General features: G+C 72.6%; 23 protein-coding genes. 6 read left to right on the forward strand and 17 right to left on the reverse strand.

From position 1 onward, the window contains the following. Positions 1–132: 132 nt before the first annotated feature. From ACGFT2_RS29530 to ACGFT2_RS29560, 7 genes are all read right to left on the reverse strand, one after another. The gene (locus ACGFT2_RS29530; RefSeq protein ID WP_393283881.1) at positions 133–1200 is read right to left on the reverse strand and encodes a hypothetical protein; all 1068 of its coding nucleotides are present in this window, start codon (positions 1198–1200) and stop codon (positions 133–135) included. A 128-nt stretch (positions 1201–1328) separates the two neighbouring features. Beyond that, positions 1329–2000, reverse strand: a complete 672-nt coding sequence (locus ACGFT2_RS29535; protein ID WP_393283884.1) for a SigE family RNA polymerase sigma factor — start codon at positions 1998–2000, stop codon at positions 1329–1331. Positions 2001–2365: 365 nt separating this feature from the next. After that, a complete protein-coding gene (locus ACGFT2_RS29540) occupies positions 2366–3424 on the reverse strand; it encodes an aspartate-semialdehyde dehydrogenase (protein WP_393283886.1) in 1059 nt (352 codons plus the stop codon). Further along, positions 3424–4695, reverse strand: coding sequence for an aspartate kinase (locus ACGFT2_RS29545; protein ID WP_393283889.1), 1272 nt, complete (start codon positions 4693–4695; stop codon positions 3424–3426). Before ACGFT2_RS29545 ends, ACGFT2_RS29540 begins: the two co-directional genes overlap by 1 nt. A 188-nt stretch (positions 4696–4883) precedes the next feature. Beyond that, positions 4884–5546, reverse strand: a complete 663-nt coding sequence (locus tag ACGFT2_RS29550; protein ID WP_393283891.1) for a DUF5063 domain-containing protein — start codon at positions 5544–5546, stop codon at positions 4884–4886. Then, a complete protein-coding gene (recR, locus tag ACGFT2_RS29555; RefSeq protein WP_067004569.1) occupies positions 5539–6138 on the reverse strand; it encodes a recombination mediator RecR in 600 nt (199 codons plus the stop codon). Before recR ends, ACGFT2_RS29550 begins: the two co-directional genes overlap by 8 nt. A gap of 119 nt (positions 6139–6257) precedes the next feature. Then, positions 6258–6602 (reverse strand): YbaB/EbfC family nucleoid-associated protein, encoded by a 345-nt coding sequence (locus ACGFT2_RS29560; protein ID WP_393283893.1) that lies wholly within the window; start codon positions 6600–6602, stop codon positions 6258–6260. A gap of 251 nt (positions 6603–6853) precedes the next feature. Between ACGFT2_RS29560 and ACGFT2_RS29565 the strand changes: the two genes are divergently transcribed. Next, on the forward strand, positions 6854–7603 hold the full coding sequence (locus ACGFT2_RS29565; protein ID WP_393283896.1) for an SLATT domain-containing protein: 750 nt from the start codon (positions 6854–6856) through the stop codon (positions 7601–7603). Positions 7604–7754: 151 nt separating this feature from the next. Here the strand turns inward: ACGFT2_RS29565 and ACGFT2_RS29570 are convergent, their stop codons facing one another. Continuing rightward, complete coding sequence (locus ACGFT2_RS29570) at positions 7755–10085, reverse strand: protein kinase (RefSeq protein WP_393283897.1); 2331 nt, start codon at positions 10083–10085, stop codon at positions 7755–7757. Between the two features lie 286 nt (positions 10086–10371). Between ACGFT2_RS29570 and ACGFT2_RS29575 the strand changes: the two genes are divergently transcribed. The 3 genes from ACGFT2_RS29575 to ACGFT2_RS29585 all read left to right on the forward strand — a co-directional run bounded on the left by ACGFT2_RS29575 (position 10372) and on the right by ACGFT2_RS29585 (position 13370). Then, positions 10372–11727, forward strand: coding sequence for an aspartate aminotransferase family protein (locus ACGFT2_RS29575; protein ID WP_393283899.1), 1356 nt, complete (start codon positions 10372–10374; stop codon positions 11725–11727). A gap of 186 nt (positions 11728–11913) precedes the next feature. Continuing rightward, a complete protein-coding gene (locus ACGFT2_RS29580; RefSeq protein WP_393283900.1) occupies positions 11914–12609 on the forward strand; it encodes a GntR family transcriptional regulator in 696 nt (231 codons plus the stop codon). A 110-nt stretch (positions 12610–12719) separates the two neighbouring features. Continuing rightward, positions 12720–13370 (forward strand): hypothetical protein, encoded by a 651-nt coding sequence (locus tag ACGFT2_RS29585; RefSeq protein ID WP_393283902.1) that lies wholly within the window; start codon positions 12720–12722, stop codon positions 13368–13370. 32 nt (positions 13371–13402) lie between these two features. On the opposite strand, the gene ACGFT2_RS29590 is transcribed toward ACGFT2_RS29585, so the two are convergent. Together ACGFT2_RS29590 and ACGFT2_RS29595 are read right to left on the reverse strand one after the other, a co-directional pair. Then, positions 13403–13630: a hypothetical protein gene (locus tag ACGFT2_RS29590; RefSeq protein WP_393283904.1), complete on the reverse strand. Its 228-nt coding sequence runs from the start codon at positions 13628–13630 to the stop codon at positions 13403–13405. An 81-nt stretch (positions 13631–13711) separates the two neighbouring features. Next, positions 13712–14995: an adenylosuccinate synthase gene (locus ACGFT2_RS29595; RefSeq protein ID WP_393283907.1), complete on the reverse strand. Its 1284-nt coding sequence runs from the start codon at positions 14993–14995 to the stop codon at positions 13712–13714. 197 nt (positions 14996–15192) lie between these two features. Here ACGFT2_RS29595 and ACGFT2_RS29600 point away from each other — a divergent pair, with 197 nt between their 5' ends. Next, positions 15193–16032 carry a diacylglycerol kinase gene (locus ACGFT2_RS29600; RefSeq protein ID WP_393283910.1) on the forward strand — a complete coding sequence of 280 codons (840 nt, stop codon included), beginning with the start codon at positions 15193–15195 and terminating at the stop codon, positions 16030–16032. Between the two features lie 189 nt (positions 16033–16221). Continuing rightward, entirely contained in the window at positions 16222–17733 is a 1512-nt protein-coding gene (locus tag ACGFT2_RS29605) for an APC family permease (protein ID WP_393283912.1), read from the forward strand. A gap of 168 nt (positions 17734–17901) precedes the next feature. On the opposite strand, the gene ACGFT2_RS29610 is transcribed toward ACGFT2_RS29605, so the two are convergent. The 7 genes from ACGFT2_RS29610 to ACGFT2_RS29640 all read right to left on the reverse strand — a co-directional run bounded on the left by ACGFT2_RS29610 (position 17902) and on the right by ACGFT2_RS29640 (position 25722). Continuing rightward, entirely contained in the window at positions 17902–19122 is a 1221-nt protein-coding gene (locus ACGFT2_RS29610) for a cytochrome P450 (protein ID WP_393283915.1), read from the reverse strand. 279 nt (positions 19123–19401) lie between these two features. Next, positions 19402–20070, reverse strand: a complete 669-nt coding sequence (locus ACGFT2_RS29615; protein WP_393283917.1) for a response regulator — start codon at positions 20068–20070, stop codon at positions 19402–19404. Continuing rightward, positions 20067–21419, reverse strand: a complete 1353-nt coding sequence (locus tag ACGFT2_RS29620; RefSeq protein WP_393283918.1) for a sensor histidine kinase — start codon at positions 21417–21419, stop codon at positions 20067–20069. Before ACGFT2_RS29620 ends, ACGFT2_RS29615 begins: the two co-directional genes overlap by 4 nt. Before the next feature lie 219 nt (positions 21420–21638). After that, complete coding sequence (locus ACGFT2_RS29625; protein ID WP_393283920.1) at positions 21639–22628, reverse strand: alpha/beta hydrolase family protein; 990 nt, start codon at positions 22626–22628, stop codon at positions 21639–21641. Positions 22629–23028: 400 nt separating this feature from the next. Beyond that, positions 23029–24264 carry a kynureninase gene (kynU, locus tag ACGFT2_RS29630; protein ID WP_393283922.1) on the reverse strand — a complete coding sequence of 412 codons (1236 nt, stop codon included), beginning with the start codon at positions 24262–24264 and terminating at the stop codon, positions 23029–23031. After that, the gene (locus ACGFT2_RS29635; RefSeq protein ID WP_393283925.1) at positions 24257–25105 is read right to left on the reverse strand and encodes a tryptophan 2,3-dioxygenase family protein; all 849 of its coding nucleotides are present in this window, start codon (positions 25103–25105) and stop codon (positions 24257–24259) included. The genes kynU and ACGFT2_RS29635 overlap by 8 nt, the downstream gene beginning before the upstream one ends. Before the next feature lie 203 nt (positions 25106–25308). Beyond that, positions 25309–25722 carry a DUF3151 domain-containing protein gene (locus ACGFT2_RS29640; RefSeq protein WP_393283928.1) on the reverse strand — a complete coding sequence of 138 codons (414 nt, stop codon included), beginning with the start codon at positions 25720–25722 and terminating at the stop codon, positions 25309–25311.

Raw genomic sequence — 25722 nt, forward strand, 5'->3', positions numbered from 1 at the left:
GGGAACTGCGCGAGCGGCCACGACGAACCCGCGGCCAGGCCCGGGGACACGGCCCCACGCGGCGGCCAGGCCCGGGGACACGGCCCCACGCGGCGGCCGGGCCCGGGGACACGGCCCCGCGCCTGCGGAACGTCAGGCGCCGGGCAGGACTCCCGTGGAGTACACCGTCCCCGCACACTCCCCGGGCACGACCGTGGACGCCGTCGGAGACCCCGGCTGGGGCGTGTGGGTGATCAGGACGCTGCCGTCCGTCGTGCCGTCCTCGGTGCGCAGCTGGGTGGTCGTGCCGGAGGACGCGCTGCCGGGGTCCGAGCCGCCCGCGGCACCGGGCTCGCCGGTGGGCGTCGGGTCGGGGCTGGGGTCGCCGGGATCCGAGCCGCCGTTGCCGGCACCGGTGGTGGGGCAGGTCTCCGAGGGGACGAAGGCGAACTTCTCCTCGTAGGCCGCACCCGGCTGCAGGACCAGCGCCGAGACCTCCAGGGAGGGGTCGGGCAGGCTGGTCGCCGCGTCCCCGGCCACATGCCCGGTCCGGGTGATCTTGGTCTGGTCGGCGGCGCCCTGTGCGGTGACGCCGATGGTGCCGGCGCCGCCGACGGTACAGGCGGCGGAAGAGGTGTTGACGACCCGGAAGGTGCCGTAGACGATGCCCGCCGAGTCGGGGGCGTCGGCCGTGCCGGTGGCGGAGCCGAGCTGGTTCGACGTGCACAGCGGGGTGCCCGTGGCGAGGGTCGCGGAGGGATCGGCGCCGCCGGTGGTGCCGGCGTGGCCGCCGTCGTTCCTGCTCTTCCCGCCGGGCTTGCCGGTCTCCTTGCCGGGCTGGGCGCTCGCGCTGTCCTCGTCGTGCGTGCCGGCCGCGGGACCGCTGTGGTCCTTGCCCTGGCCCGTGCCGCCCTGCGCCTGGGAGGACTGGCCGGCCATCGCGGTGTCGGGGTCGGAACCGCCGGCGCTGGACACGTGCACGAGGGCGGGGATCGCGGTGCCGATGAAGAGGGCCGCGGCGGCCATGCCGACGACGGCCTGCCGCTTGCGGGCCCGCCGCGCGGGCACCGCCCGGCGCAGATGGTCCAGGGTGCCGGCGCGCGGCTCGAGGTCGTCGACCGCGGCGTGCAGCAACCCCCGCAGACCCGCCTCGTCCGGGTCGAACCCGTCGCGATCGGGGCCGGGCCGCTCGGGGCCCGTTACGTCGGGGCCGTGGTTCACAGTTCCGTTCCCAGCGTGCGATTGCCTGTGCTCTTGCTCGTGCCGCCGCGCCGGTGCGTTCCGGGCGCGGCCCTCATGACGTCCGTCGGCGTGGCCCGCATCGGGATCGCCCCCTTCGGCGCACCCGCTCATGCCGGTGCCTCCATGGCCACCCGCAGGGCGGCGATGCCCCGGGAGCCGTACGCCTTCACCGAACCCAGCGAGATGCCGAGGGACTCCGCGACCTGGGCCTCCGTCATGTCCGCGAAGTAGCGCAGCACGAGGACCTCGCGCTGGCGGCGCTGCAGCCCCTTCATCGCCTGGATGAGGTCGCGCCGCTCCAGCCGGTCGTAGGCACCCTCCTCCGCGCTCGCCATGTCCGGCATCGGCTTGGAGAGCAGCTTCAGGCCGAGGATGCGGCGGCGCAGCGTGGAGCGGGAGAGGTTGACGACGGTCTGCCGGAGATAGGCGAGCGTCTTCTCGGGGTCGCGGACGCGCTTGCGGGCCGAGTGGACGCGGATGAAGGCCTCCTGGACGACGTCCTCGCAGGAGGCGGTGTCGTCGAGGAGGAGCGCCGCGAGGCCCAGCAGCGAGCGGTAGTGCGCCCGGTAGGTCTCCGTGAGGTGGTCGACGGTCGTGCCGGCGACCGCAGCGGCCCCGGCCTCCTCCGCACCGTCACGCTGACTGGGTATGCGGGCCGGCCGCGCTGTGGGCATGGGCGCGATCACCGGCATGCCGCCGGGCGTGCGGGGCCGGAGCGCCGCACGGGGCGACCGCAGGCCCGTGCCGCGGGCCGCTGGGAGTTCGAGTACCTCTGCCACGCCAGTTGGACACGCTTCCCCCCGCCAGGGTTGTACGTGCCGGGCGTCACAAGTGCGACAACCGACGGTGCATCAAGTGCCGTCATGCGCCCCGCTCTTCCGCTATATCCCATTTTGAACGGGCGTCCCCACGCCCCGATCACGGCGTCCCCACGCCAGGATCATCACGTCCCCCAGGTCCCGTAACGGTGACCGCAAAGACGCTCCCCGCCCTGCACGCGGTTGCGCAGGGCGGGGAGGGAAATCCTCTGTCGCCGCACGGCCCCGGATCAAGTGGTCCGGACCATGCTTCTGGACACATTTCTTACACAGATCCTACGAATGGATCCGCTCCCACCCGGCTTCTTTACGGCGCCGGGGGCTCCTCAGGACAGTTCCGCCGCGATCAGCTCGGCGATCTGCGCGGTGTTCAGGGCGGCTCCCTTGCGCAGGTTGTCCCCGCACACGAAGAGTTCGAGCGCGGTCGGGTCGTCCAGCGCCCGCCGCACCCGGCCGACCCAGGTCGGGTCGGTGCCCACCACATCGGCCGGGGTGGGGAACTCCCCGGCGGCCGGGTCGTCGCACAGCACCACGCCGGGCGCGGTGGCGAGGATCTCCCGGGCGCCGTCGACGGTCACCTCGCCCTGGAAGCGGGCGTGGACGGTCAGCGAGTGCGTGGTGACCACCGGCACCCGGACACAGGTCACGGCGATCGGCAGCGCCGGCAGGCCGAGGATCTTGCGGGACTCGTCCCGCACCTTCATCTCCTCCGACGACCAGCCGTCGTCCCTGAGCGACCCGGCCCACGGGACGACGTTGAGCACGACCGGCTCCGGGAACGGCCCGGTCTCGTCGCCCACGGCCCGCCGTACGTCACCGGGCTTGGTCCCCAGTTCGGTGCCGGCCACCAGCGACAGCTGGCTCCTGAGCGCGTCCACCCCGGCCCGTCCGGCCCCGCTGACCGCCTGGTACGACGACACCACCAGCTCGCGCAGCCCGAACTCGGCGTGCAGCGCGCCCAGGGCGACGATCATCGTCAGGGTCGTGCAGTTGGGATTGGCGACGATCCCGCGCGGGCGGCTCCGCACCGCGTGCGGATTGACCTCGGGCACCACGAGCGGCACGTCGGGGTCCAGCCGGAAGGCGGCCGAGTTGTCGACGACGACCGCTCCGTGCGCGGCGGCGATCGGCGCCCACTCGGCGGCGACCTCGTCGGGGACGTCGAACATGGCGATGTCGACACCGGCGAAGGCCTCCTCCGTCAGGGCCACCACCTCGACCTCCGCTCCGCGCACGGCCAGCTTGCGGCCGACCGAGCGTGGGGAGGCGATCAGACGGATCTCGCCCCAGATGTCCGCGCGCTGGGACAGGATCTGGAGCATGACCGCGCCGACGGCCCCGGTCGCTCCCACGACCGCGAGCGTCGGCTTGCCGGTCGGTGCCATCAGCGGCCCGTGCCCCCGTAGACGACGGCCTCGTCCGTGTCGGAGTCGAGCCCGAAGGCGGTGTGCACGGCGCGCACGGCCTCCGGCACGTCGTCCTTGCGGGTCACGACGGAGATGCGGATCTCGGAGGTCGAGATCAGCTCGATGTTCACGCCCGCGTCGGACAGCGCCTCGAAGAAGGAGGCGGTGACGCCCGGGTTCGTCTTCATACCGGCGCCGACCAGGGAGATCTTGCCGATCTGGTCGTCGTAGCGCAGCGAGTCGAAGCCGATGCCGAGCCGGTTGCGCTCCAGCGCGTCGATCGCCTTGCGGCCCTCGGTCTTCGGCAGCGTGAAGGAGATGTCCGTCAGGCCCGTGGAGGCGGCGGACACGTTCTGCACGACCATGTCGAGGTTGATCTGGGCGTCCGCGATGGTCCGGAAGATCGCGGCGGCCTCGCCCGGCTTGTCCGGCACGCCGACGACCGTGATCTTGGCCTCGGAGGTGTCGTGCGCGACACCGGAGATGATGGCCTGCTCCACCTTCTGGTCCCCAATCGGCTCACTGCTGACCCACGTGCCCTGCAGTCCGCTGAAGCTGGACCGGACGTGGATCGGGATGTTGTAGCGGCGGGCGTACTCCACACAGCGGTGGAGCAGCACCTTGGAGCCGGAGGCCGCGAGCTCCAGCATGTCCTCGAAGGAGATCCAGTCGATCTTCTTCGCCTTCTTCACCACGCGCGGATCGGCGGTGAACACGCCGTCGACGTCGGTGTAGATCTCGCAGACCTCGGCGTCGAGGGCGGCGGCAAGAGCCACGGCCGTCGTGTCGGACCCACCGCGCCCCAGCGTGGTGATGTCCTTCTTGTCCTGGCTGACGCCCTGGAACCCGGCGACGATCGCGATGTTGCCCTTGTCCAGCGACTCCCGGATCCGGCCCGGCGTGACGTCGATGATCCGGGCCTTGTTGTGGACCGAGTCGGTGATGACGCCTGCCTGGCTGCCGGTGAACGACTGCGCCTCGTGGCCCAGGTTTTTGATCGCCATCGCCAGCAGGGCCATGGAGATACGCTCTCCGGCGGTCAGCAGCATGTCGAACTCCCGTCCGGCAGGCATCGGAGACACCTGCTCGGCGAGATCGATCAGCTCGTCCGTCGTGTCGCCCATCGCGGAAACGACGACGACAACCTGGTTGCCGTTCTTCTTCGCTTCCACGATCCGCTTGGCGACGCGCTTGATGCCCTCGGCATCGGCTACGGAGGAGCCTCCGTACTTCTGCACGACAAGGCCCACGTGCGCTCCTCGCTCGGTTCGTTTGTGTCGGCTCAGTTTAACGAGCGTCCGAAATCCACCACCCTGCTCCCGCATGGTGAGACATCGGTCGGACCGTGTGCCGGGACCTCGGCCGCTCGAATTCGGAACCTGCCCACCAGAAGCCGACCCACGCGGAACGTGCCCCGGCTCACAGTGCGCCGCGAGCGCTAATGGCCCGGCGGGATCCCCAGCGGGCCGCCGATCTCCTGCGCCATCACCCGGCCGGCCTCGAACTCCAGGGTCTCGTCGCCGATGTCCGCCTGGTCGGTGTCCAGCCCGTCGAGTTCTTCCAGGGGCTGGTTCAGGCGGACGTGGATGAGGACCGACTGCAGGGCGCGCAGGACCGCGGAGGCGGTGGGGCCCCAGTTGGAGAAGTAGGAGAACTGCCACCACCACAGCGCCTCCGTGGTGCGGCCCGCGCGGTAGTGGGCCATCCCGTGGCGCAGCTCGGTGATGATGTCGGCGAGGTCGTCCGAGATCCGGGCCGGCACGGGGGCCTTGCGGGGCTCGTAGGGGTCGAAGACCTCGGAGTAGACGTCGATCGGGTCCAGCAGACGGGCGAAGTTCTCGCGAAGGTCGTCCACGTCCGGCTCCGGGCCCGGGTCGGGCTCGTAGCGGTCGTCGGGAACGATGTCCTCGTGGGCCCCCAGCCGGCCGCCGGCCAGCAGGAGCTGGGAGACCTCCAGGAGGAGGAAGGGGACCGCCGATTCGGGCTCGTCGCCCTTCGCCACCTCCGTGACGGCCACCAGGAAGCTTTCCACCTGGTCCGCGATCTGGACCACGAAGTCGTCCGGGTCCTGCGTCGTGTCGTGCAGCGTGGCGTCAGACATCTAGGAGTCTTCTCCCCTCGAAGGCGCGGCCGAGAGTGACCTCGTCCGCGTATTCCAGGTCGCCACCCACCGGGAGGCCGCTGGCCAGGCGGGTGACCTTCAGGCCCATGGGCTTGATCATGCGGGCGAGGTACGTCGCCGTCGCCTCACCCTCGAGGTTGGGGTCGGTGGCCAGGATCAGCTCCGTGACCGTCCCGTCGGCCAGCCTCGCGAGAAGTTCCCGTATCCGCAGATCGTCGGGGCCCACACCCTCGATCGGGCTGATCGCCCCGCCGAGCACGTGGTAGCGGCCCCGGAACTCGCGGGTGCGCTCGACGGCGACGACGTCCTTGGGCTCCTCGACCACACAGATCACCGACGGATCGCGGCGCGGGTCGCGGCAGATGTTGCACAGCTCCTCCTGTGCCACGTTGCCGCAGGTCGCGCAGAAGCGGACCTTCGCCTTCACCTCCAGGAGCGCCTGCGCGAGCCGCTTCACGTCCGTCGGCTCGGCCTGCAGGATGTGGAAGGCGATCCGCTGCGCGCTCTTGGGACCGACGCCGGGCAGTCGCCCCAGCTCGTCGATGAGGTCCTGGACCACGCCTTCGTACAACGGACTGCCCTTCCTGGAGACCTTTCGGTACGTACGGTAGTTGGCTGCCGCCTTTCCCCGGAAGGCGGCGGGGGTGTCGCGCCGATGGCGAACTTCAGAACGATCGGCGCGTCACGCGGTCAGAAGGGCAGGCCGGGGATGCCGCTGCCGCCGCCCAGTCCCTGGGCCAGCGGGCCCAGCTTCTGCTGCTGCAGCGCCTGCGCGTTCTCGTTGGCCGCCTGTACGGCCGCCACGATCAGGTCGGCGAGGGTCTCGGTGTCCTCCGGGTCCACCGCCTTCGGGTCGATCTTGAGCCCACGCAGCTCACCGGCACCCGTCACGGTGGCCTGCACCAGGCCACCGCCCGCCTGCCCGTCGACCTCCGTGTTCGCCAGTTCCTCCTGCGCCCGCTGCAGATCCTGCTGCATCTGCTGGGCCTGCTGGAGCAGCTGCTGCATGTTGGGCTGGCCACCACCGGGGATCACGATCAGCTCCTCGCTGTCTTCACCGCTGTTCTTCTCCGCTCTGCACGAGCCTACGTGGTCCAGGCGGCCATCGCCCCGCCACTCTTTCGAGTGAGAACAATGGCAGTCCTATACCTGATCAAGGCCCTCTTCCGGGCGGAAAAGTCGTGAAAGCTCCCTCTCCGCCACCCATTGGGCGGTAGGAAGGGGGCCGCGCGTCAGCATGGAATGTCACGCGACGTGACCGGTTGTGTAGCAGTTGGGAGTGCCGGGTGGGTCAGCCGGAGATGCAGCCCGAGGGTCCCCCTCAGGACGGGCGGGGCGAGGGCGCGGCCGGGCTGCGGCCGGGCGACCTGACCGGGCGGGCGTTCCCGCTCGGGGACTGGGGAGAGCCCGCCGAGCGGCTCGACGAGCTGTACCGCCGGGTGGAGGGCGAGGCGCTGCGGACGACGGCCTGGTATCTGCACGACCGGGTGTGGAAGCGGCGCGGTGCCCGGGTGCTGCGGGCCGGCGCGGCCGCGGGCGCGGTGGCCGGGGCCACGCTGCCCCTGCTGGACCTCACCGGAGCCGCCGGCGGGGTGGCCCCCTGGGGCTGTCTCGCGCTGCTGCTCGGCGTCGCCTGCGTCGGCTTCGACCGGTACTTCGGCGTCACCTCCGGGTGGATGAGGGATGTGGCGACCGCGCAGGCGGTGCAGCGGCGGCTGCAGGCGCTGCAGTTCGACTGGGCCTCGGAGAGCGTGCGGGAGGTGCTGGGTCCGGCGGAGGGCACGGCGAGCGAGGCGGCCGAGCGGTGCCTGGGTGTCCTGCGGCGCTTCTCGGAGGACGTCACGGAGCTGGTCCGCACGGAGACCACCGACTGGATGGTGGAGTTCCGCACCGGCTCGGCACCACTGGGCATCCAGACGGCGGTGGCGTCCGTACCGCGCCAGGACCACGGGGGCCCGGCCGGCCGGCTCCCCCTGCCCCCGGCGAACGGCAGCCGCCCGAACATGCCACGCCAGCGCCCGCCGGAGCCGCGATGACGGTCCGGGGAGTGGTGGTGAGGTGAGGCACCCGGGAACGTTCCCGGGTGCCTCACCTCGGCCCGGGGGGCGGTGACGGCACGAGGGGTGGCGGTGTCGGCCCGGAGGACGGCACGAAGGGTGACGGGCACGAGCGGGCGGCGGGTGCCGCTCAGCGCCTGCTGTACGTCAGGCTCTCCCCGCCGCCCTGCTTCGTCCGCTCGAGCCGGCCGTCCGGGAGCAGGGTGACCTCGGTGGCCGCGCCGGGGGAGCAGGAGGAGGCGGGCCGGCCGGTGGTGACGGAGGACGGCCCGATCTCCAGCGGCCCCTCACCCCTGGGCTGTCCGGCCAGCTCCGCCTCGAAGACGCAGTGGTAGGTCCCGCCGCCCTCGGCCGGCCCGTCCGCGACCAGCGTCAGCACGGTGTCGCCCACGTCGCCCTGGTGAACGGTCAGCCGGCGCGTGTTGGCGCCGTTGGCGTTGTCGATCGTCGCCTCCCAGGTGCCCAGGTAGGCGGCCGGGACCGCGCCGTCCGCGGAGGCGGAGGCGGAGGCGGAGGCGGAGGCGGAGGGTGCCGACGTGACCGGGTCCGGCGCTCCGGAGCCGTCGCCGGTGGCCGGTGCGGAGGTGAGGGCGGGCGCGGGGCCGGCCGTGCCGCGTCCCTTGCCGTCGCCCTCGCCGCCGTTCTTCATCAGCGCGTACACGGTGCCGCCCGCGCCGAGCGCCACGACCAGGGCGATCACCACGAGCAGCACGGTGGAGCGGCCGTCGCGCCGTTCCGGCCGCTGCACCGTGCCGAACGGCGGCGGCCCGTACGGCGGGGTGGAGCCGAGCCCACCGCCGTAGGGCTGGTACGACGGCTGCGTCCCACCCTGCGGGTGGCCGTAGGCGGCGACGGGCTGGGGGTGGCCGTAGGCGCCCATGGGCTGGGGGTGCTGTTGCGGATACCCGTACAGCGCGGGCGGTGCGGGCGGCGCGGGCGGAACGCCGGGCGGGGGCGTCGGCCCGGCCACGACGGTCGGCAGACGGCTGCCGTCGACGCCGCCCGGAAAGCCCACCGGAGCGGGCGGCGGAGCACCCCCGTCCCTCACGGCCCCATGCTCGGGAGACCCACCCCCTGCACCCGGCGAGGACGGCCGTCCCTCGCCCGGCCCACCGGCCGCCGCCGACGGCACGCCTCCGGCGAACCCCCTTGCCGCCCCCGCCGAGGACGCCTGCCCCACGCCGGGACCACTCGCCCCCGCCGACGGCCCCCGCCCCGCGCCCGGACCCTCTGCACCCGCCGACGGCGTTCGGTCCCCACCGGAACCACCCGCACCCGACGACGGCGAGTGGGCACCACCGGGACCACCCGCACCCGACGACGGCGAGTGGGCACCACCGGGACCACCCGCACCCGACGACGCCGGCTGCACGGTCGGTGCGGGTGGGTACACCGACCCGGCCGGAGGACGGGTGCCCTCCGGCGCGCCCGCACCGGCGAACCCACCGGCACCACCCCCCTCGCCGGCCCCGGCCCCGGCCCCGCGAGCACCGTCGGCGACCCCGCCGTCGGGATCCTCCGCCTCCAGCAACCGCACCGCATGCCGCCCGAGCTGCGCCACCAGCGACCCCGGCAACCACGGATCCCGGGACCGCCCCCCGGCCACCGTGTCCTCCGCCCCCGTCCGCTCCAGAATCGCGTCCAGCGAGGGCCTGGCCCCCGGATCCTTGCGCAAGCAGTCGCGCACCAGGTCGGCGATCCCCTCCGGCACCCCCGCCAGATCCGGATCCTCCTGGGCGATCCGGAACATCAGCGCGTGCACGCCGCTGTTGGCGGCCCCGAACGGAAGCGTCCCGGTCGCCGCGTAGACCAGCACGGACCCCAGGCAGAACACGTCGCACGCCGGCGTGATCCGGTCCCCCCGCACCTGCTCGGGCGCCATGAACCCGGGCGACCCGACCAGCGATCCGGTCCGGGTGAGCGCCTCCCCGCCCACCGAGGTCGTCTCCAGCGCCCGCGCGATCCCGAAGTCGATGACCCGGGGACCGTCGATGGTGACCAGCACGTTCGACGGCTTGAGATCCCGGTGCACGATCCCCGCCGCGTGGATGTCCTTGAGCGCGTGCGCGAGGCCGGCCGCGAGGATCCGTACCGACCGCTCGGGCAGCGCCCCGTGGTCGTGCCCCACCACCTGCTGCAGGCTCGGCCCGGCGACGTACCCCGTCGCCACCCACGGCACCGCGGCCTCGGTGTCCGCGTCCAGCACCGGCGCGGTCCAGTACCCGCCGACCCGTCGCGCGGCCTGCACCTCCTGCCGGAACCGCGCCCGGAACTCCTCCTGCTCGGCCAGTTCCCGGCGGACCAGTTTCACGGCGACGGTGCGCCCCCGGTCCGACCGGGCCAGATAGACGTTCCCCATGCCGCCCGCGCCCAGCCGCGCCAGCAGCCGGTACGCGCCGATCCTCGCCGGGGCCTCGCCCGGCGGGATCTCCAGCGGTTCCCCCGGTCCCAGCTTCCCCATCCCGCGCCGCCTTCCCCCCATAGGTCTGCAACGGACCGAGAATAGTGCGGTGGTACCGGGGTACAGCGCGCGCCGGTGTCTACGGTTGCGTAACAGGCTCGCCCGGCGGTCCTGGGATCGGCCCCGTCTCTCCGGGGAATCACTCGGGAGACCGGCACCGGCTCTCCGGAGACCGGAACCGGCCCTTTGCGGAGCGGCACCGTGGACAACCTGTCGCGGAAAGCCCCCGCCCACGGAACAGGACGCCGATGTCGCTTCCACATCGCGGACATTTACGCTCGCGGGCATGACCCCTCAGCCCCATCCCGACGCCGGCGCCGCAGTGAAGGCCGCGGACCGCGCGCACGTCTTCCACTCCTGGTCCGCCCAGGACCTCATCGACCCCCTCGCCGTCGCCGGCGCCGAGGGGTCGTACTTCTGGGACTACGACGGCACGCGGTACCTGGACTTCACCAGCGGGCTCGTCTACACCAACATCGGCTACCAGCACCCCAAGGTCGTCGCGGCGATCCAGGAGCAGGCCGCGAAGATGACGACCTTCGCGCCCGCGTTCGCCGTCGAAGCGCGCTCGGAGGCGGCCCGGCTGATAGCCGAGCGGACCCCCGGCGACCTGGACAAGATCTTCTTCACCAACGGCGGCGCCGACGCCGTCGAGCACGCGACGCGTATGGCCAGGCTGCACACCGGCCGCCCGAAGGTGCTCTCCGCCTACCGCTCGTACCACGGCGGCACCCAGCAGGCCGTCAACCTCACCGGCGACCCGCGCCGCTGGGCCTCCGACAGCGGCAGCGCAGGTGTCGTCCACTTCTGGGCGCCCTTCCTCTACCGCTCCCGCTTCTACTCCGAGACCGAGGAGCAGGAGACCGCGCGCGCCCTGGAGCACCTGGAGACGACGATCGCCTTCGAGGGCCCGGCGACGATCGCCGCGCTCATCCTGGAGACCGTCCCGGGCACCGCCGGGATCATGGTCCCGCCGCCCGGCTACCTGGCCGGGGTGCGCGAGCTGTGCGACAAGTACGGGATCGTCTTCATCCTCGACGAGGTCATGGCCGGGTTCGGCCGGACCGGTGAGTGGTTCGCGGCCGACCTGTTCGATGTCACCCCCGACCTCATCACCTTCGCCAAGGGCGTGAACTCGGGATACGTCCCGCTCGGCGGAGTGGCGATCTCCGGGGAGATCGCGGAGACCTTCGGCAAGCGCCCCTACCCCGGCGGCCTGACCTACTCCGGTCACCCGCTGGCCTGCGCCGCCGCCGTCGCCACCCTCGAGGTGATGGCGGAGGAGGGAGTCGTCGAGAACGCCAAGCGGCTGGGCGCGTCCGTCGTCGGCCCCGGCCTCGCCGACCTGGCCGAGCGGCACCCGAGCGTCGGCGAGGTGCGCGGCGTCGGCATGTTCTGGGCGCTGGAGCTGGTCAAGAGCCGCGAGACCCGCGAGCCGCTGGTGCCGTACAACGCGGCCGGCGAGGCGAACGCCCCGATGGCCGCCTTCGCCGGGGCGGCCAAGCGGCACGGTCTGTGGCCCTTCGTGAACATGAACCGCACCCACGTCGTCCCGCCGTGCAACGCCTCCGAGGCCGAGCTGAAGGAGGGCCTGGCGGCACTCGACGCCGCGCTCACCGTGGCGGACGAGTACACCGCGTAATCACAGGAACACGGTCACCCGAGTCACCCGGTGTGACCGGGCCACGCCTGCCGCCGGGGCGATTCGAACGCGTAAGGTGGCGTGCTCGTAAGAGAGAGGGACTCGCGCTCGTCGCGAGTCCGCACGAGCACGCCACCCCGGATTCGTACGAGTACGTCACCGGACGCGCGAGGAGAGACCCCGACCATGCCCGGCACCGGCGCGGTGACGCGCAGCACCCTGCGCCAGCAGATCGCGGACGCGCTTCGCGACGAGGTGCTGGCCGGGCGGCTGCAACCCGGCCGGGCGTTCACCGTCAAGGAGATCGCCGACCAGTACGGCGTCTCGGCCACGCCCGTGCGCGAGGCGCTGGTCGACCTGTCAGCGCAGGGGATCCTGGAGGCGGACCAGCACCGCGGCTTCCGCGTGCCGGAGTACTCCCTCACCGACTACCGGGGCATGATCGAGGCCCGCAGCCTGGTCACCGACGGCATGTTCCAGGCCCTCGTCTCGGGTCACCCCGCCTTCCGCACCCCGCCCGAGGACCCGCGCACGGCCGCCGCGCTGGCCACCGTGCGCCGCCGGGGCGAGGAGGCCCAGCGCGCCGCGGCGGCCGGCGACCTCACCATCCTCATCGGCTACGACCTCCGGTTCTGGCGCGAGCTGAGCGCCCTGTTCGGCAACCCCTACCTCGGCGACTTCCTGGACCGGCTGCGCGTGCAGTCCTGGGTCTGCGCGGTGCAGCGTCTGCTCCGCCTCCCGGACCTGCGCGGCCGGCTGTGGGCCGGGCACACGGAGCTGGTCGACGCGCTGGCCCGCCGTGAGGCCGAGACGGCCCACCGGATCGTCGCGGCCGCCAACGCGCATTCACTGGCGCTGCTGGAAGACCTGGCCGACGGGTAAGTGACGGGTACGGCCCGCGGGGCAGCCGCAGCCGGGCCGCACCGACTACCCTTCCCTGACCACCTGCTGCCGTGCGTGATCGCGCGCCTGCCGATGCGAGGAGTCCTCTTTTGGCCTGTGACCTGTGGCTGGTACCGCTCGTCGACGTGTTGTGCCACACCCCGGACAACCCGTTCGCCGAGGAACTCGCGCAATACAACAAGGCGCTGTCCGAGGCCGGGCTCCCGCCGGTGCCGGTGTACCAGTACATGCCGGGCCTGTCGGGTGACGTGGCGCCGGTGGCCGGTTTCGACTACGACGCCCTGCACTTCCTGCGCCGGGTCTATCTGCTCCAGGTCTGCGGCCTGCCGGTGACCCCGGTCGACGAACTGGGCGGCGACTACGAGCAGTTGCTGGAGATGTTCGAGTCCACGGCCCAGCAGTCCCACCTGGTCTGGCACTACGACCACGCGGGCGCGTACGTCCCCGTCGAATTCCCGCATCCGCTGTCGAACGAGGAACTCCTCGCGGGCGGCGGCCCCTTGGGATCCGCCCAGACCCTCCTGCGGGAACTGCAGTACGTCGCCCCGACGATCGGCATCGACCCGGCCAACCCCCCGTCCGCGCCCGAGCCCCCCGCCGCCCCGACGGAGCTGGAGGAACCGGCCGTCCCGGCGCCGTACGACCCCAGCCCCTTCGCCCGCGAACGCCACGTGTGGCTGGGCCTGCACGCGGCGGCCACCCGCTCCCTGGCCCAGGGCTCCATGATCGTCTTCAGCTGACCGCGTGGCCGCGGCCCGCGGGCTTCTTGGCCCTAGGGCGGCAGGCCCGGTGCGCGGGCGATGAGGTGGATCTGCGGGGGCCAGAGGATGCCGGAGGCCAGCAGGAGGGACGGCCCCAGGTGCACCGGGCAGACCGGCAGGGGCGGGCGGTTGTGCCGGGCGACCTCGAAGACGGCGGGGTCGGCGCAGTCCGTGCCGTCCGCCTGGTGGCCCTCACCGCCGTACGGTCCCCGGCATCGTGCGCTCCGGTGGACGCCCATACCCCGATTGTGCAGCGCGCACGGAACGGGAGCACCCGCCGGGCCGCCCGGGGCGGAACGGCGGGTGCTCCCGCGAGGTGCCTACAGGAACGAGTTGATCTCGATCGTCTCGTCCCGGCCCGGGCCCACGCCGATCGCGGAGATCGGGGCGCCGGACATCTCCTCCAGCGCCTTGACGTAGTTCTGGGCGTTCTTCGGCAGGTCGGAGAAGGACTTCGCCTTGGTGATGTCCTCCGACCAGCCCGGCAGCGTCTCGTAGACCGGCTTCGCGTGGTGGAAGTCCGTCTGCGAGTACGGCAGCTCCTCGACCCGCTTGCCGTCGATCTCGTACGCCACGCAGACCGGGATCTCCTCCCAGCCGGTCAGCACGTCCAGCTTGGTGAGGAAGAAGTCGGTCAGGCCGTTCACGCGGGTCGCGTAACGGGCGATGACCGCGTCGAACCAGCCGCAGCGGCGGTCGCGGCCCGTGGTCACGCCCCGCTCGCCGCCGATGCGGCGCAGCGCCTCGCCGTCCTCGTCGAAGAGTTCGGTGGGGAACGGGCCGGCACCCACGCGGGTCGTGTAGGCCTTGAGGATGCCGATCACCCGGCTGATCTTCGTCGGGCCCACGCCGGCGCCGGTGCAGGCGCCGCCGGCGGTCGGGTTGGAGGAGGTGACGAAGGGGTACGTGCCGTGGTCGATGTCCAGGAGCGTGCCCTGACCGCCCTCGAACAGCACGACCTTGTCGTCCTCCAGCGCCTGGTTGAGGAGCAGGACGGTGTCGGCGACGTACGGAGCGAGCTTCTCCGCGTACGCCAGCAGCTCCTCGACCACCTGGTCGACGGCGATGGCACGCCGGTTGTACAGCTTGGTGAGGACCTGGTTCTTGACGTCGAGCGCCGCCTCCACCTTCTGGGTGAGGATCGACTCGTCGTACAGGTCCTGGACCCGGATGCCCACGCGGTTGATCTTGTCCGCGTAGGTCGGGCCGATACCGCGGCCGGTGGTACCGATCTTGCGCTTGCCGAGGAAGCGTTCCGTCACCTTGTCGACGGTCACGTTGTACGGCGTGATGATGTGCGCGTTACCACTGATCAGGAGCTTGGACGTGTCGACGCCACGCTCGTTCAGACCGCTCAGCTCGGAGAGCAGGACCGACGGGTCCACGACGACGCCGTTGCCGATGACCGGCGTACAGCCGGGCGAGAGGATTCCGGAAGGGAGGAGGTGGAGCGCATACTTCTGGTCGCCCACGACGACCGTGTGGCCGGCGTTGTTGCCGCCCTGATAGCGCACTACATAGTCCACCGAGCCACCGAGCAGGTCGGTCGCCTTCCCCTTGCCTTCGTCACCCCACTGAGCACCGAGCAGCACAAGTGCGGGCACGCGCGTACACCCCTTCCGGGCGGGGCATGTCCAAGGTCGGGGGCCCCGGCGTAAGGTTCACCGCCGCGTACCACCGCGACCGCCTTTGGTCGCACAACCGTCGGACCGGATGCCCCGGAATAGACGAAGCCCCTGGCGCAATAGCGCAAGGGGCTCTTGCACAAAGATGCTACCCGAGGAAGCGAGGCAGGACCGAGGTGGCGACTTTCGCGACGTCCGATCAGCTGCTGGTGATCATCGATCCGGCGGCACGACAGGCGGACGGAGAGGCCGTACGAATCGCGAAAGACGTGCTCAGCGCGGGTGCGACGGCCAAGCTGTGCCTGCCGGAGGGGCCGGAGGAATTCGCCCGCGCACTGGGCCGGCGGGGTTCGCGGCGCCCGGTCGTGATCGGCGACGACCGGGCCCTGGTGCGCGCGGTGACCCTGCTGCACCGGCAGCGGGAGCTGGCCGGTTGCGCGCTGTCGGTGGTCCCGGTGGGCGACACCGCCCTGGCCGAGTCCCTCGGCGTCCCGCGCGGCGCGGTGGCGGCGGCGCGGGCCGTGCTGGACGGGACCGAGCGGCGTCTGGACCTGCTGGTCGACGACAGCGACGGGGTGGTGCTGGGCGCGCTGGGCATTCCGCCCGTGCCGGTGCGGTCGGCCGCGGCCGAGCCGGTGCCGGTCTCCTCCGGCCGGGGCTGGTACCGCTCCCTGGTGCGGACCCTGGCGCCCCGTCCGCCCCGGCTGCCCGCCATTCCCTCGCCGGGGCCCGCGCGGCTCCGGGTGGAGGTCGACGGGACGACGGTGGTGGACCTGGACCAGCCGGTCGAGGCGGTCTCGGTGTCGACGGGTGCGTACGGGCAGGCCTCGGTGGAGGTGCGGCCGCTGTCGGTGGGTGCGGAGGCGACCCCGCTGCTGGCCTCGGGCCACACGGTGACGGTGGTGGGCGCCGACTTCCGCTACCGGGCGGACGCGGTGGTCTCCGGGCCGGTGCGCAGGCGGACGTGGACCGTGCGGGAGGGAGCCTGGGGGCTCACCCTGCCCACCGGCCGGTGATCGCTGCCCACCGGCCGGTGATCGCTGCCCGCCGGCCGACGGCCCGCCCCGGCGGCCGACGACCCCCACGGCGGCCGCTAAAGGTCTCGTGACAAATATTTAACAGCGCCGACCCCTTCCCGAGCCGGTGCGTCGTCCACCATCCTGCTCCATCAGGACCCACGGACGGGACACGGAAGGGGCCACCCGATGGCAGTGGACGAGGGCATCGCCCCCGAGGCGCGGACCGCCGACGACACGACGGTACATCGACTGAAACCCAACGCAGTCGGACTGCTCGGCGTGGTGTTCATGGCGGTCGCCACCGCCGCGCCGATCACCGCGATGACCGGCAACGTGCCCTTCATGGTGTCGTCGGGCAACGGCGTGGGGGCACCGGCGAGCTATCTCGTCGCAATGGTCGTCCTGGGAATCTTTTCCGTGGGTTTCACGTCGATGGCGAAGCACATCACGTCCACCGGCGCGTTCTACGGCTTCATCTCCTACGGCCTCGGCCGCACCGTCGGGCTGGCGTCCGGGCTGCTCGCCACCTTCGCCTACATGGTCTTCGAGCCGGCGTTGATCGGCATCTTCTCCACCTTCGCGACGACCACGCTCAAGGATCAGACGGGCCTGACGGTGCCCTGGTGGACGTTCGCGGTCCTGATGCTCGCGGTCAACGCGGCCGGGACCTGGTTCGGGGTCAGCGTCGCCGAGAAACTGCTGGTGGTACTGCTGGCCACGGAGGTCACGGTGCTGGCGGCCATGGCGGTGTCCGTGGCCTTCCACGGCGGCGGACCGCACGGGTTCACCTTCGCACCCGTCAACCCCGTCAACGCCTTCAAGGGCACGTCCGCCGGACTCGGGCTGTTCTTCGCCTTCTGGTCCTGGGTCGGCTTCGAGTCGACGGCCATGTACGGCGAGGAGTCCCGCGACCCGAAGAGGATCATCCCGAAGGCGACGATGATCAGCGTGCTCGGCGTCGGGGTCTTCTACGTCCTCGTCTCCTGGATGGCCATCACCGGCAACGGCGAGGCGGAGGCCGTGCGGGCCGCTTCGTCCACCAACCCGCTCGCGCTGTTCTTCGGCCCCACCGAGCGCTACGTCGGCCACTGGGCGGTCGACGTCATGCAGTGGCTGATGATCACCGGTTCACTGGCCTGCGGCATGGCGTTCCACAACTGCGCCGCCCGCTATCTGTACGCCCTGGGGCGGGAGGGCGTACTGCCCTCGCTGAGGAACACCGTCGGCCGCACCCACGCCCGCCACGGCTCGCCGCACATCGCGGGCCTGGTGCAGACGGTGGTGAGCGGCGTGCTGATCGCCGCGTTCTGGGCCGCGGGCAAGGACCCGTACACCGGTACCTACGTCCTGCTCGCCATCCTCGGCACCATGGCGATCCTCGTCGTGCAGGCCGTGTGCTCGTTCGCGGTGCTGGCGTACTTCCGGTCCCACCACCCGGAGAGCCGGCACTGGTTCCGCACCTTCACCGCACCGCTGCTCGGCGGTGTCGCGATGCTCGCCGTGGTGGTGCTGCTGGTGTCCAACATGGGCGTGGCGGCCGGGCCCGAGTCGGGCTCGCTGGTGCTGAAGGCGACCCCGTGGCTGGTGGCGCTGGTCGCCGCGACCGGCGTCGGCTGCGCCCAGTACCTCAAGCGCCGCTCCCCCGAGCGATACGCCCTCCTCGGACGCACGGTCCTGGAGGAGACGAAGGAGCGGTGACGCCCCGCTCCGCCGGGCAGCCCCGGCGCACTGCACGCCGTCGTCCGGACGCCCCGGCGCACTGCACGTCGTAGTCCGGCCGCCCCGGCGCTCTGGACGCCGTCGTCCGGCCGCCCCGGGGCCGTGGCCGGTCGCGCAATACCCCGCGCCCCCCGTGCGGGGCGCGGATCACCCCACCAGCACGCTCAGCCCCTCCAGCCCGCGGATGACGAAGTTCGGCTTCCGCTCCGGCTCCGTCGCCAGGCTCAGCGTGGGGGCCCGCTGGAGGAGGGCCGACATCGAGGCCGCCAGTTCGATGCGGGCCAGCGGGGCGCCGATGCAGTAGTGGATGCCCGCGCTGAAGGAGATGTGCGGGTTGTCGGCGCGGGCGAGGTCCAGGCGGCCGGGGTCGGCGAAGACCTCCGGGTCACGGTTGGCGGAGCCGAACAGCATGGCGATCTCCGAGCCCCGGGGGATCGTGGTGCCGTCGATCTCGATGTCGTCCAGGACCCAGCGTTCGAAGAGCTGGAGCGGGGTGTCGTAGCGCATCAGCTCCTCGACCGCGGTCGGGACCAGGCCGTGGTCGGCGCGCAGGGCCGCCAGCTGGCCGGGGTTGCGGAACAGGGCCCACCAGCCGTTCACGGTGGCGTTGACCGTGGCCTCGTGACCGGCGTTGAGCAGCAGCACCGCCGTGGAGATCATCTCCTGTTCCGTCAGCCGGTCGTCCTCGTCGTGGGCGGCGATCAGGCCGGAGATCAGGTCCTCCCCCGGCTCCTTTCGGCGGGCCGCGATCAGCTCCCGCAGGTAGTCGGAGAACTCCACCGACGCCCGCACCGCCCGCGCCGCCGTCTCCTCGGGCGGGTTCAGCTCGTACATTCCGCAGATGGCCGCCGACCAGGGGCGCAGCGGGCCCCGGTCCGCCTCGGGGATGCCCAGCATCTCGGCGATCACGGCCACCGGCAGCGGCTCGGCCACATCGGTCAGCAGATCACCGCCGCCGGCCTCGACCAGCTTGCCCACCAGCTCGTCCGCCAGGCCGTGCACATACGGCTTCAGCCGCTCCACCGTCCGCGGGGTGAACGCCTTCGACACCAGCCGCCGGATCCGGGTGTGGTCCGGCGGCTCCAAATCGAGCATCCCGTGGTCGTTGAGGGTGTGGAACGGCTCGTGCTCCGGCGGCGGCGCGGTCCGCCCGAAGTCCTCGTGGCCGAACCGGTGCCGGTAGGTCCGGCCCAGCCGCCGGTCCCGCAGCAGTGCCGAGACGTCCGCGTGGTGCGGGACCAGCCACTGGTCGGTCGGCTCGTACCGGATCACCCGGCCGCGGGCGCGCAGCTCGGCGTAGGCCGGGTAGGGGTCGGCGAGGAACGCGGGGTCCCAGGGGTCGAACACGAGATCGCTCTGGCCTGCCATGCGGGGACGCTAGCGCCCGAACCCGGCGTCTGACCAGGGGTGCGGTCCTTCCGCTCAGCTCCGGTCCGCGACCGGGACATCCCGAAGAGACCCCGGTCCGGTACCGCGGCGAGCGCTTCGTCGGCGGACACCGGGCCGGAGACGCCCGACGCCGGCCCGCGGCACCGGTTCCCGTTCCGCCGCGCTCCCCCGATCGTGTCGCGCCGGCCACGGCGCCGTGGTCGTGGCCGTCCTCGTCGGCACGGGGCCGGCTGATCGCGATGGCGTCCGTGAGGTCCGTCAGCCCGGCGTGACCAGTCGTGCCTCGTAGGCGAAGACCGCGGCCTGGGTGCGGTCCCTGAGGCCCAGTTTGACCAGGATGCGGCTGACGTGGGTCTTGATCGTCGACTCCGCCACGACCAGCCGCTCGGCGATCTCCGCGTTGGACAGGCCCTGGGCGATGAGGATCAGCACCTCCGTCTCGCGATCCGTCAGTTCGCCGTACGCCGCCTGCGCCCCGGCCGGCATCAGGCGCGTCGTCTCGGACAGGCGGGAGAACTCCGCGATCAGCCGCTTGGTCACCGAGGGTGCCAGGAGCGCCTCGCCGGACGCCACCACCCGTACCCCGTCGGCCAGTTGGCGGGCCGAGGCGTCCTTGAGCAGGAAACCGGAGGCTCCCGCGCGCAGCGCCTGGTAGACGTACTCGTCCAGATCGAACGTCGTCAGCACCAGCACCTTCGCTGTCGCGTCCGCCGCGACGATCTCCCGGGTCGCCTCGATGCCGTTCAGCTCCGGCATACGGATGTCCATCAGCACGATGTCGGGGGCGAGTTCCCGCACCCGCTCGACCGCCTGCCGGCCGTTGACGGCCTCGCCGACGACCTCGATGTCCGGCATCGCGTTCAGCAGGACCGAGAATCCCTCGCGCACCATCATCTGATCGTCCGCGATCAGTACGCGGATCGTCATGCCTCGTCCTCGATCGCGGTGGCCGCCGGAACCGGCAGGAACACGGTCACCTCGTACCCTCCGTCCGCCGTCGGGGCCGCCGTCATCTCGCCGTTCAGCATCGTGACGCGTTCCCGCATTCCGGTGATGCCGTGCCCGGCGCCGGGCGACGGCTTGATCAGGGCGGAGGCCGGCGGCGGCCCGTTGACGACGCGCAGCCCCAGGCCGCCGAGCACGTAGCCGATCTCGACCCTCGCCTGTGCGCCCGGAGCGTGCCGCAGCGTGTTGCTGAGCGCCTCCTGCACGATCCGGTACGCCGACAGCTCCACGCCCTGCGGCAGTTCGCGCACCGCGCCGGTCACCACCTTCTCCGCCGTCAGGCCGGCCTCCCGGACGTTGGCGAGCAGCCCCTCCAGGTCGGCGAGGGTGGGCTGCGGGGCGTCCGGGGCCTCGTAGTCCTCCGCACGGACCACTCCGAGGACCCGGCGCAGCTCGGTCAGGGCCGCCACCGCGTTCTCCCTGATGGTGGCGAACGCCTTCGCCAGCTCCGGTGGCGGATCGTCCACCCGGTAGGGTGCGGCCTCCGCCTGGATAGCGACCACCGACATGTGGTGCGCGACCACGTCGTGCAGTTCGCGGGCGATGGTCGTGCGCTCCTCCAGCAGCGTGCGCCGGGAGCGTTCCGCCGCGGTCACCGTCTGCTGGGCGGTCACCTCCTGCTGGGCCTCGCGGCGGATGTGCCGCACCGTGACGACCAGCAGGAGCAGCGCGGAGACGACCAGCATCGGGCCCACGTCGGTGTCGTAGTGCCCCCAGCCGAAGCCCGTCTCGGCGAGGAAACCGTAGACCGCGGTGAGAACCCACATCCAGGCCGCCGTGCGCGGGCGGGTGCGTATCGCCACGATCATGAGCACCGCCAGGTGCGAGACGAAGCTGCCGGGTCCCCACGGCCAGTCGAAGCCGGTCGCCCCGCCGATGGCGGAGGAGAGCGTGGTCGCGGCGAGCGAGAACCAGAAGGCGCCCACCGGGCGCACCAGCGTCAGCAGCACCGGCCCCAGTGCCAGCAGTCCGCACAGGGCCGACGGCGACCCGGGATCACCGACGCTCGCCAGCGCGACCAGCATCGCCAGCAGGCCGAGGCCGGTGACGACCGCGTGCGGGGTCCAGGCCGCGTACTCCCGCAAGCGGCCGGAGCGGCGGGCGACCCGTCCGCCGGCCTCGATCCGGGGCAGCGGGCGGTAGGCGAACGCGTCGTGGAACAGGTCCTGCCGCAGGCCCCGCAGAGCGTCCGCGGCGAGCCGGAACTCCGGGCTGCGCGGCCGCTCCGCGCCACCCGCCGGTGTCGTCTGGGTGTGCGTCGTCTGGGTCACGGGAAAACGGTATGCCGATCGGGGGCCGCGGTCGTCACCTTGGAGAACGGTCCTCGGGTCTCCCTCTCAGGTACTACGGGTGCGGGATCCGGGGCGACCGACCTCCCTCACGCGGTCGATGTCCCAGGGCGTGCCGCCCGCGGACCACCCGTGACCGCGCCCGCGCGCCGGCGCCCCCGCGCCGTCACCGGGGCGGCCCGTCGGGGCGGGACGAGCGCCTCACCACGCGAGCTGGGCGATCTCCTCCGCCACCACAGCGCAGGCGTCCGCCGCCGGGTCGATCAGCGGGAAGTGGCCCACGTCCGCCAGCAGCGTCAGGCCCACCATCTCGCCCGCCCTCGCCGCCGCGTCCGCGTACGACTCGGCCACCGCCCGCGGTACGTCCAGGTCGGCGCGGCCCTGGACCAGCGTCGTCGCGATGCCCGTCGGCAGGAGCAGCACGGGGTCCGCGTACGGCCGGTGCTCGGCGAACTTTTCCTTCCCGCCCAGGAACTGAAGCGCCGCGTCGTCGCACGCGCCCAGCTCCGCCGCCGACGCGAGGTCCGCGAGGGGGGCGAATGCGACCACGCCGCGCAACGGGGCCGGGCGGTCGATGCGCCAGGGTGCGTCGGCGGGCAGGACGTGACGGGCCGCCCCCCACAGGGCGAGGTGGCCGCCCGCGGAGTGGCCGGTGAGGACCGTGCGGCGGGCGTCGGCCTGCGGGAGGGCTTCGCGCACCAGGCCGGGAAGGGCGTCGAGGGCGGCGGCCACGTCGTCGAGGGTGTCGGGCCAGCGGCCGGCCGGGGGAACCGGTGCTCCGGGACCGGGGCCGGGACCGGGACCGGGGCCGATGCCTGTGCCGTCGCCTGCATCGGTGCCGGTGCCTGTTCCGGTGACCGTGCCGGTGCCTGTGCCGCTGCCGGTGTTCTGCGCGGGGAGCAGGGGGGCGCCGCCACGCCGGTACTCGACGCTGGCCACGGCGAAGCCCCTGCGGGCCAGATGGTCGGCGAAGGGGCTGATGTGGCGGCGGTCGTAGCGGGCGCGCCAGGCTCCGCCGTGCAGGACGACGACGAGGGGGACCAGGGGGGTGCCGGTGTGCGGGGCGTAGAAGTCGATCACCTGGTCGGGGTGATCGCCGTAGGCGGCGGTGGCGTCGGGGTCGACCGGGGGATGCGAGAAGGCCGACTCCTCTTCGGCGGCGGCGCGGGCTGCTGCGGCGTCGTCCGGCATGCTCCAACCTCTCAGCGATGGAACGGGTTTGGCGAGATGCTGTGGCGGACCGGGCGGGGATCGGTCGTCGGCCGTTGGCCGGGACGGTATCAGGCCGGTGACGTGCGGGGATACGGAGATGTGACGGAGGGTGAGGACACACGGTTTCGTGGGGCGGGTCGGGGCCGACGGCCGTGCGGGCCGGTGGGCACGGTCGTCCGGTACCGGGGCCGGACGGGGGGGGGATCGCCGGCACGCCTCCGGGAGCAGGCCGCACGCGCACCCTGGAGAGGCCACGTGCGCGCACCCGGGGAGAGCCCGCGTGCGCGCACCCGGAAAACGCCGGCCCCCCGAGAGCGGCCTCCGCACCCCCGAAGAGGAGCCCGCACCCCGAAGCGGCCCGCACGACCGTCGGCGTCTCCTAGCCGAGCACCTCCCCCAGCACCCGAGCCGCGCGCTCCACGTCGGTGAAGCTCACGTACAGCGGGGTGAAGCCGAAGCGGAGGACGTCCGGGTGGCGGAAGTCGCCCACCACGCCGCGGTCGATCAGGCGCTTCATGACCTCGCCCGCGTCGGGACAGCGCAGGGCGATCTGGCTGCCGCGTTCCTCGTGCCGTGCCGGCGTGACCGTTTCGACCCGGCCCGGCTCGGTGTAGGCCGCGACGCACTCCAGGAAGAAGTCGGTCAGCGCGAGGGACTTGGCGCGGACCGCGTCGATCGAGACGCCGTCCCACACCTCCAGCGCCGCCTCCAGGGCCAGCATGGAGAGGATGTCCGGCGTGCCGACGCGGCCCCGCAGCGCGCCCGGTGCCGGCCTGTAGGACGGACTCATCCCGAAGGGCTCGGCGTGGGAGTTCCAGCCGGGCAGGGGCGAGTCGAAGCGGGGCTGCAGTTCCCGGCAGACATACAGGTACGCCGGGGAACCCGGGCCACCGTTCAGGTACTTGTAGGTGCACCCGACGGCCAGGTCGACCCCGTGTTCGTCGAGCCCCACCGGCAGCGCGCCCGCGCTGTGGCACAGGTCCCAGACCGCGAGCGCGCCGGCGGCGTGGACCGCGGTGGTCAGCGCCGGCAGGTCGTGCAGGCGGCCGGTGCGGTAGTCGACGTGGTTGAGCAGGACCGCCGCCGTACGGTCGGTGAGGGCGGCCGGCACCTCCGCGGGGGTCACCGCGCGCAGCGTGCGGCCTGTCAGACGGGCCGCCGACTCGGCGATGTAGCCGTCCGTGGGGAACGTGCTGGCGTCGACGAGGAGTTCGTCCCGGCCGTCACCGGCCATGCGGATCGCCGCCACGAGCGCCTTGAAGACGTTGACGCTCGTGGAGTCGCCCACCACGATCTGGCCCGGTGCCGCGCCGACCAGCGGCGCGATCCGGTCGCCGATCCGCTCGGGCGCGGTCCACCAGCCGCTCTCCTCCCAGGAGCGGATCCGCAGCTCGCCCCACTGCCGGCGGACCACGTCCGCCACGCGGTCGGGTACGCCGGCGGGCAGCGCGCCGAGCGAGTTCCCGTCCAGGTAGACACCCGCGGGGTCCCCCGCGCGCTCGGGCACGGGGTCGAGGACGAAGCGGGAGCGGACCGCTGCCAGTTCGTCCGCCGCGTCCAGCTTCCCGGCCAGCACCGCCGGCTCGGACTCTGATGTCAGTGCCGGTTCAGACATGGGACCTCGCCGTCCACAGCTCCGGGAACACGTTCTTGCGGGCCCGCTTCTCCAGCCAGGCCACACCGGCGGAACCGCCCGTGCCGGTCTTGGCGCCCATCGCGCGGCGCGTGGCGACCAGATGGTCGTTGCGCCAGCGCCACACCAGTTCCGCCACGTCGCTCAGCGCCTCGCCGAGGCGGACGAGTTCGGCGTCCTGATCACCGGCGTACAGTCCGGCCCAGACCGCTTCGACGGCTTCGGAGTGCTCGTAGCGCTGGGCCACGTCACGGCGCAGAACGGACTCGGGGACGGCGTGCCCGCGGCGCGCCAGCAGCCGCAGCACCTCGTCGTACAGGCTCGGCTCGTGCAGCGCCTTCTCCAGCTCCGCGTGGGCGCGCGGGGCGCCGCGGTGCGGTACGAGCATGGACGCGGACTTCTCGCCGAGCAGGAACTCCAGGCGCCGGTACATCGCCGACTGGAAACCGGAGCCCTCGCCCAGCGCGCTCCGATAGGAGTTGAACTGCGCGGGGGTCAGCTGGCCGAGCGGCCGCCAGGAGGCGTTCAGCGCCTCCAGCTCCCGCACGGACCGCTTCAGCGCGGCGATCGCCGTCGGGACGTCGTCCGAGCGCAGGGCATGGGCGGCCGTCTCCCACTCGTGGACGATGACCGTGAACCACAGCTCCATGACCTGGGTGGTGACCAGGAAGACCATCTCTCCGGGATCGTCGGAGAGGGTGTGCTGGAGGTGGGTGAGCACGTCCGCCTTGACGTAGTCCTCGTACGGCGTCGTACCGGCGAAGTCGAGATGCGGGGTCTCGGGCTCAGTGGCCTCGGAAGGGGGGTGAGCCTGGTGGGACATCGCTGTCTCCTGATGTTACTCCGGGTAGCGGTCCGCCCCTGCCGATGCCGGCACGGGGGCCCCGGTCCCCAAGCGGAATCCTCCGTAATCCCCCCGGATACGGCAAGGCCCGTCTGCTGCCAGACGGGCCACACCGTCACCTCCGGCACGGATCGGCCGAGGCCTCTCCTGCACGGATCGGCCCAGGGCCTCCGCCCAGGGTCTCAGCCCAGGGTCTGGGCCGCCGTCGGGGAGGAGTCCTTCAGGAACTGGGTGCAGCGCTCGTACTCCTCCTGCTCGCCGATGGTCCCGGCGGCGCGGGCGAGGCCGTGCAGGGCGCGCAGGAAGCCGCGGTTCGGCTCGTGCTCCCACGGCACCGGGCCGTGGCCCTTCCAGCCGCTGCGGCGCAGGGCGTCCAGGCCGCGGTGGTAGCCGGTACGGGCATAGGCGTACGACTCCACGACCGCGCCGCGCTCGAACGCCTCGTCGGCCAGCTGGGCCCAGGCGAGGGAGGAGGTGGGGTACTTGGCGGCGACGTCCGCGGGGGCTGTGCCGTTCGCCAGCATCTCGCGGGGCCCCGGGTCGTCGGGGAGGTGGGTCGGGGGCGGGCCGCCGAGGAGGTTCTCGTGAATCGTCAT

This window comes from Streptomyces sp. NPDC048514 (assembly GCF_043199955.1).
GTDB lineage: Bacteria > Actinomycetota > Actinomycetes > Streptomycetales > Streptomycetaceae > Streptomyces.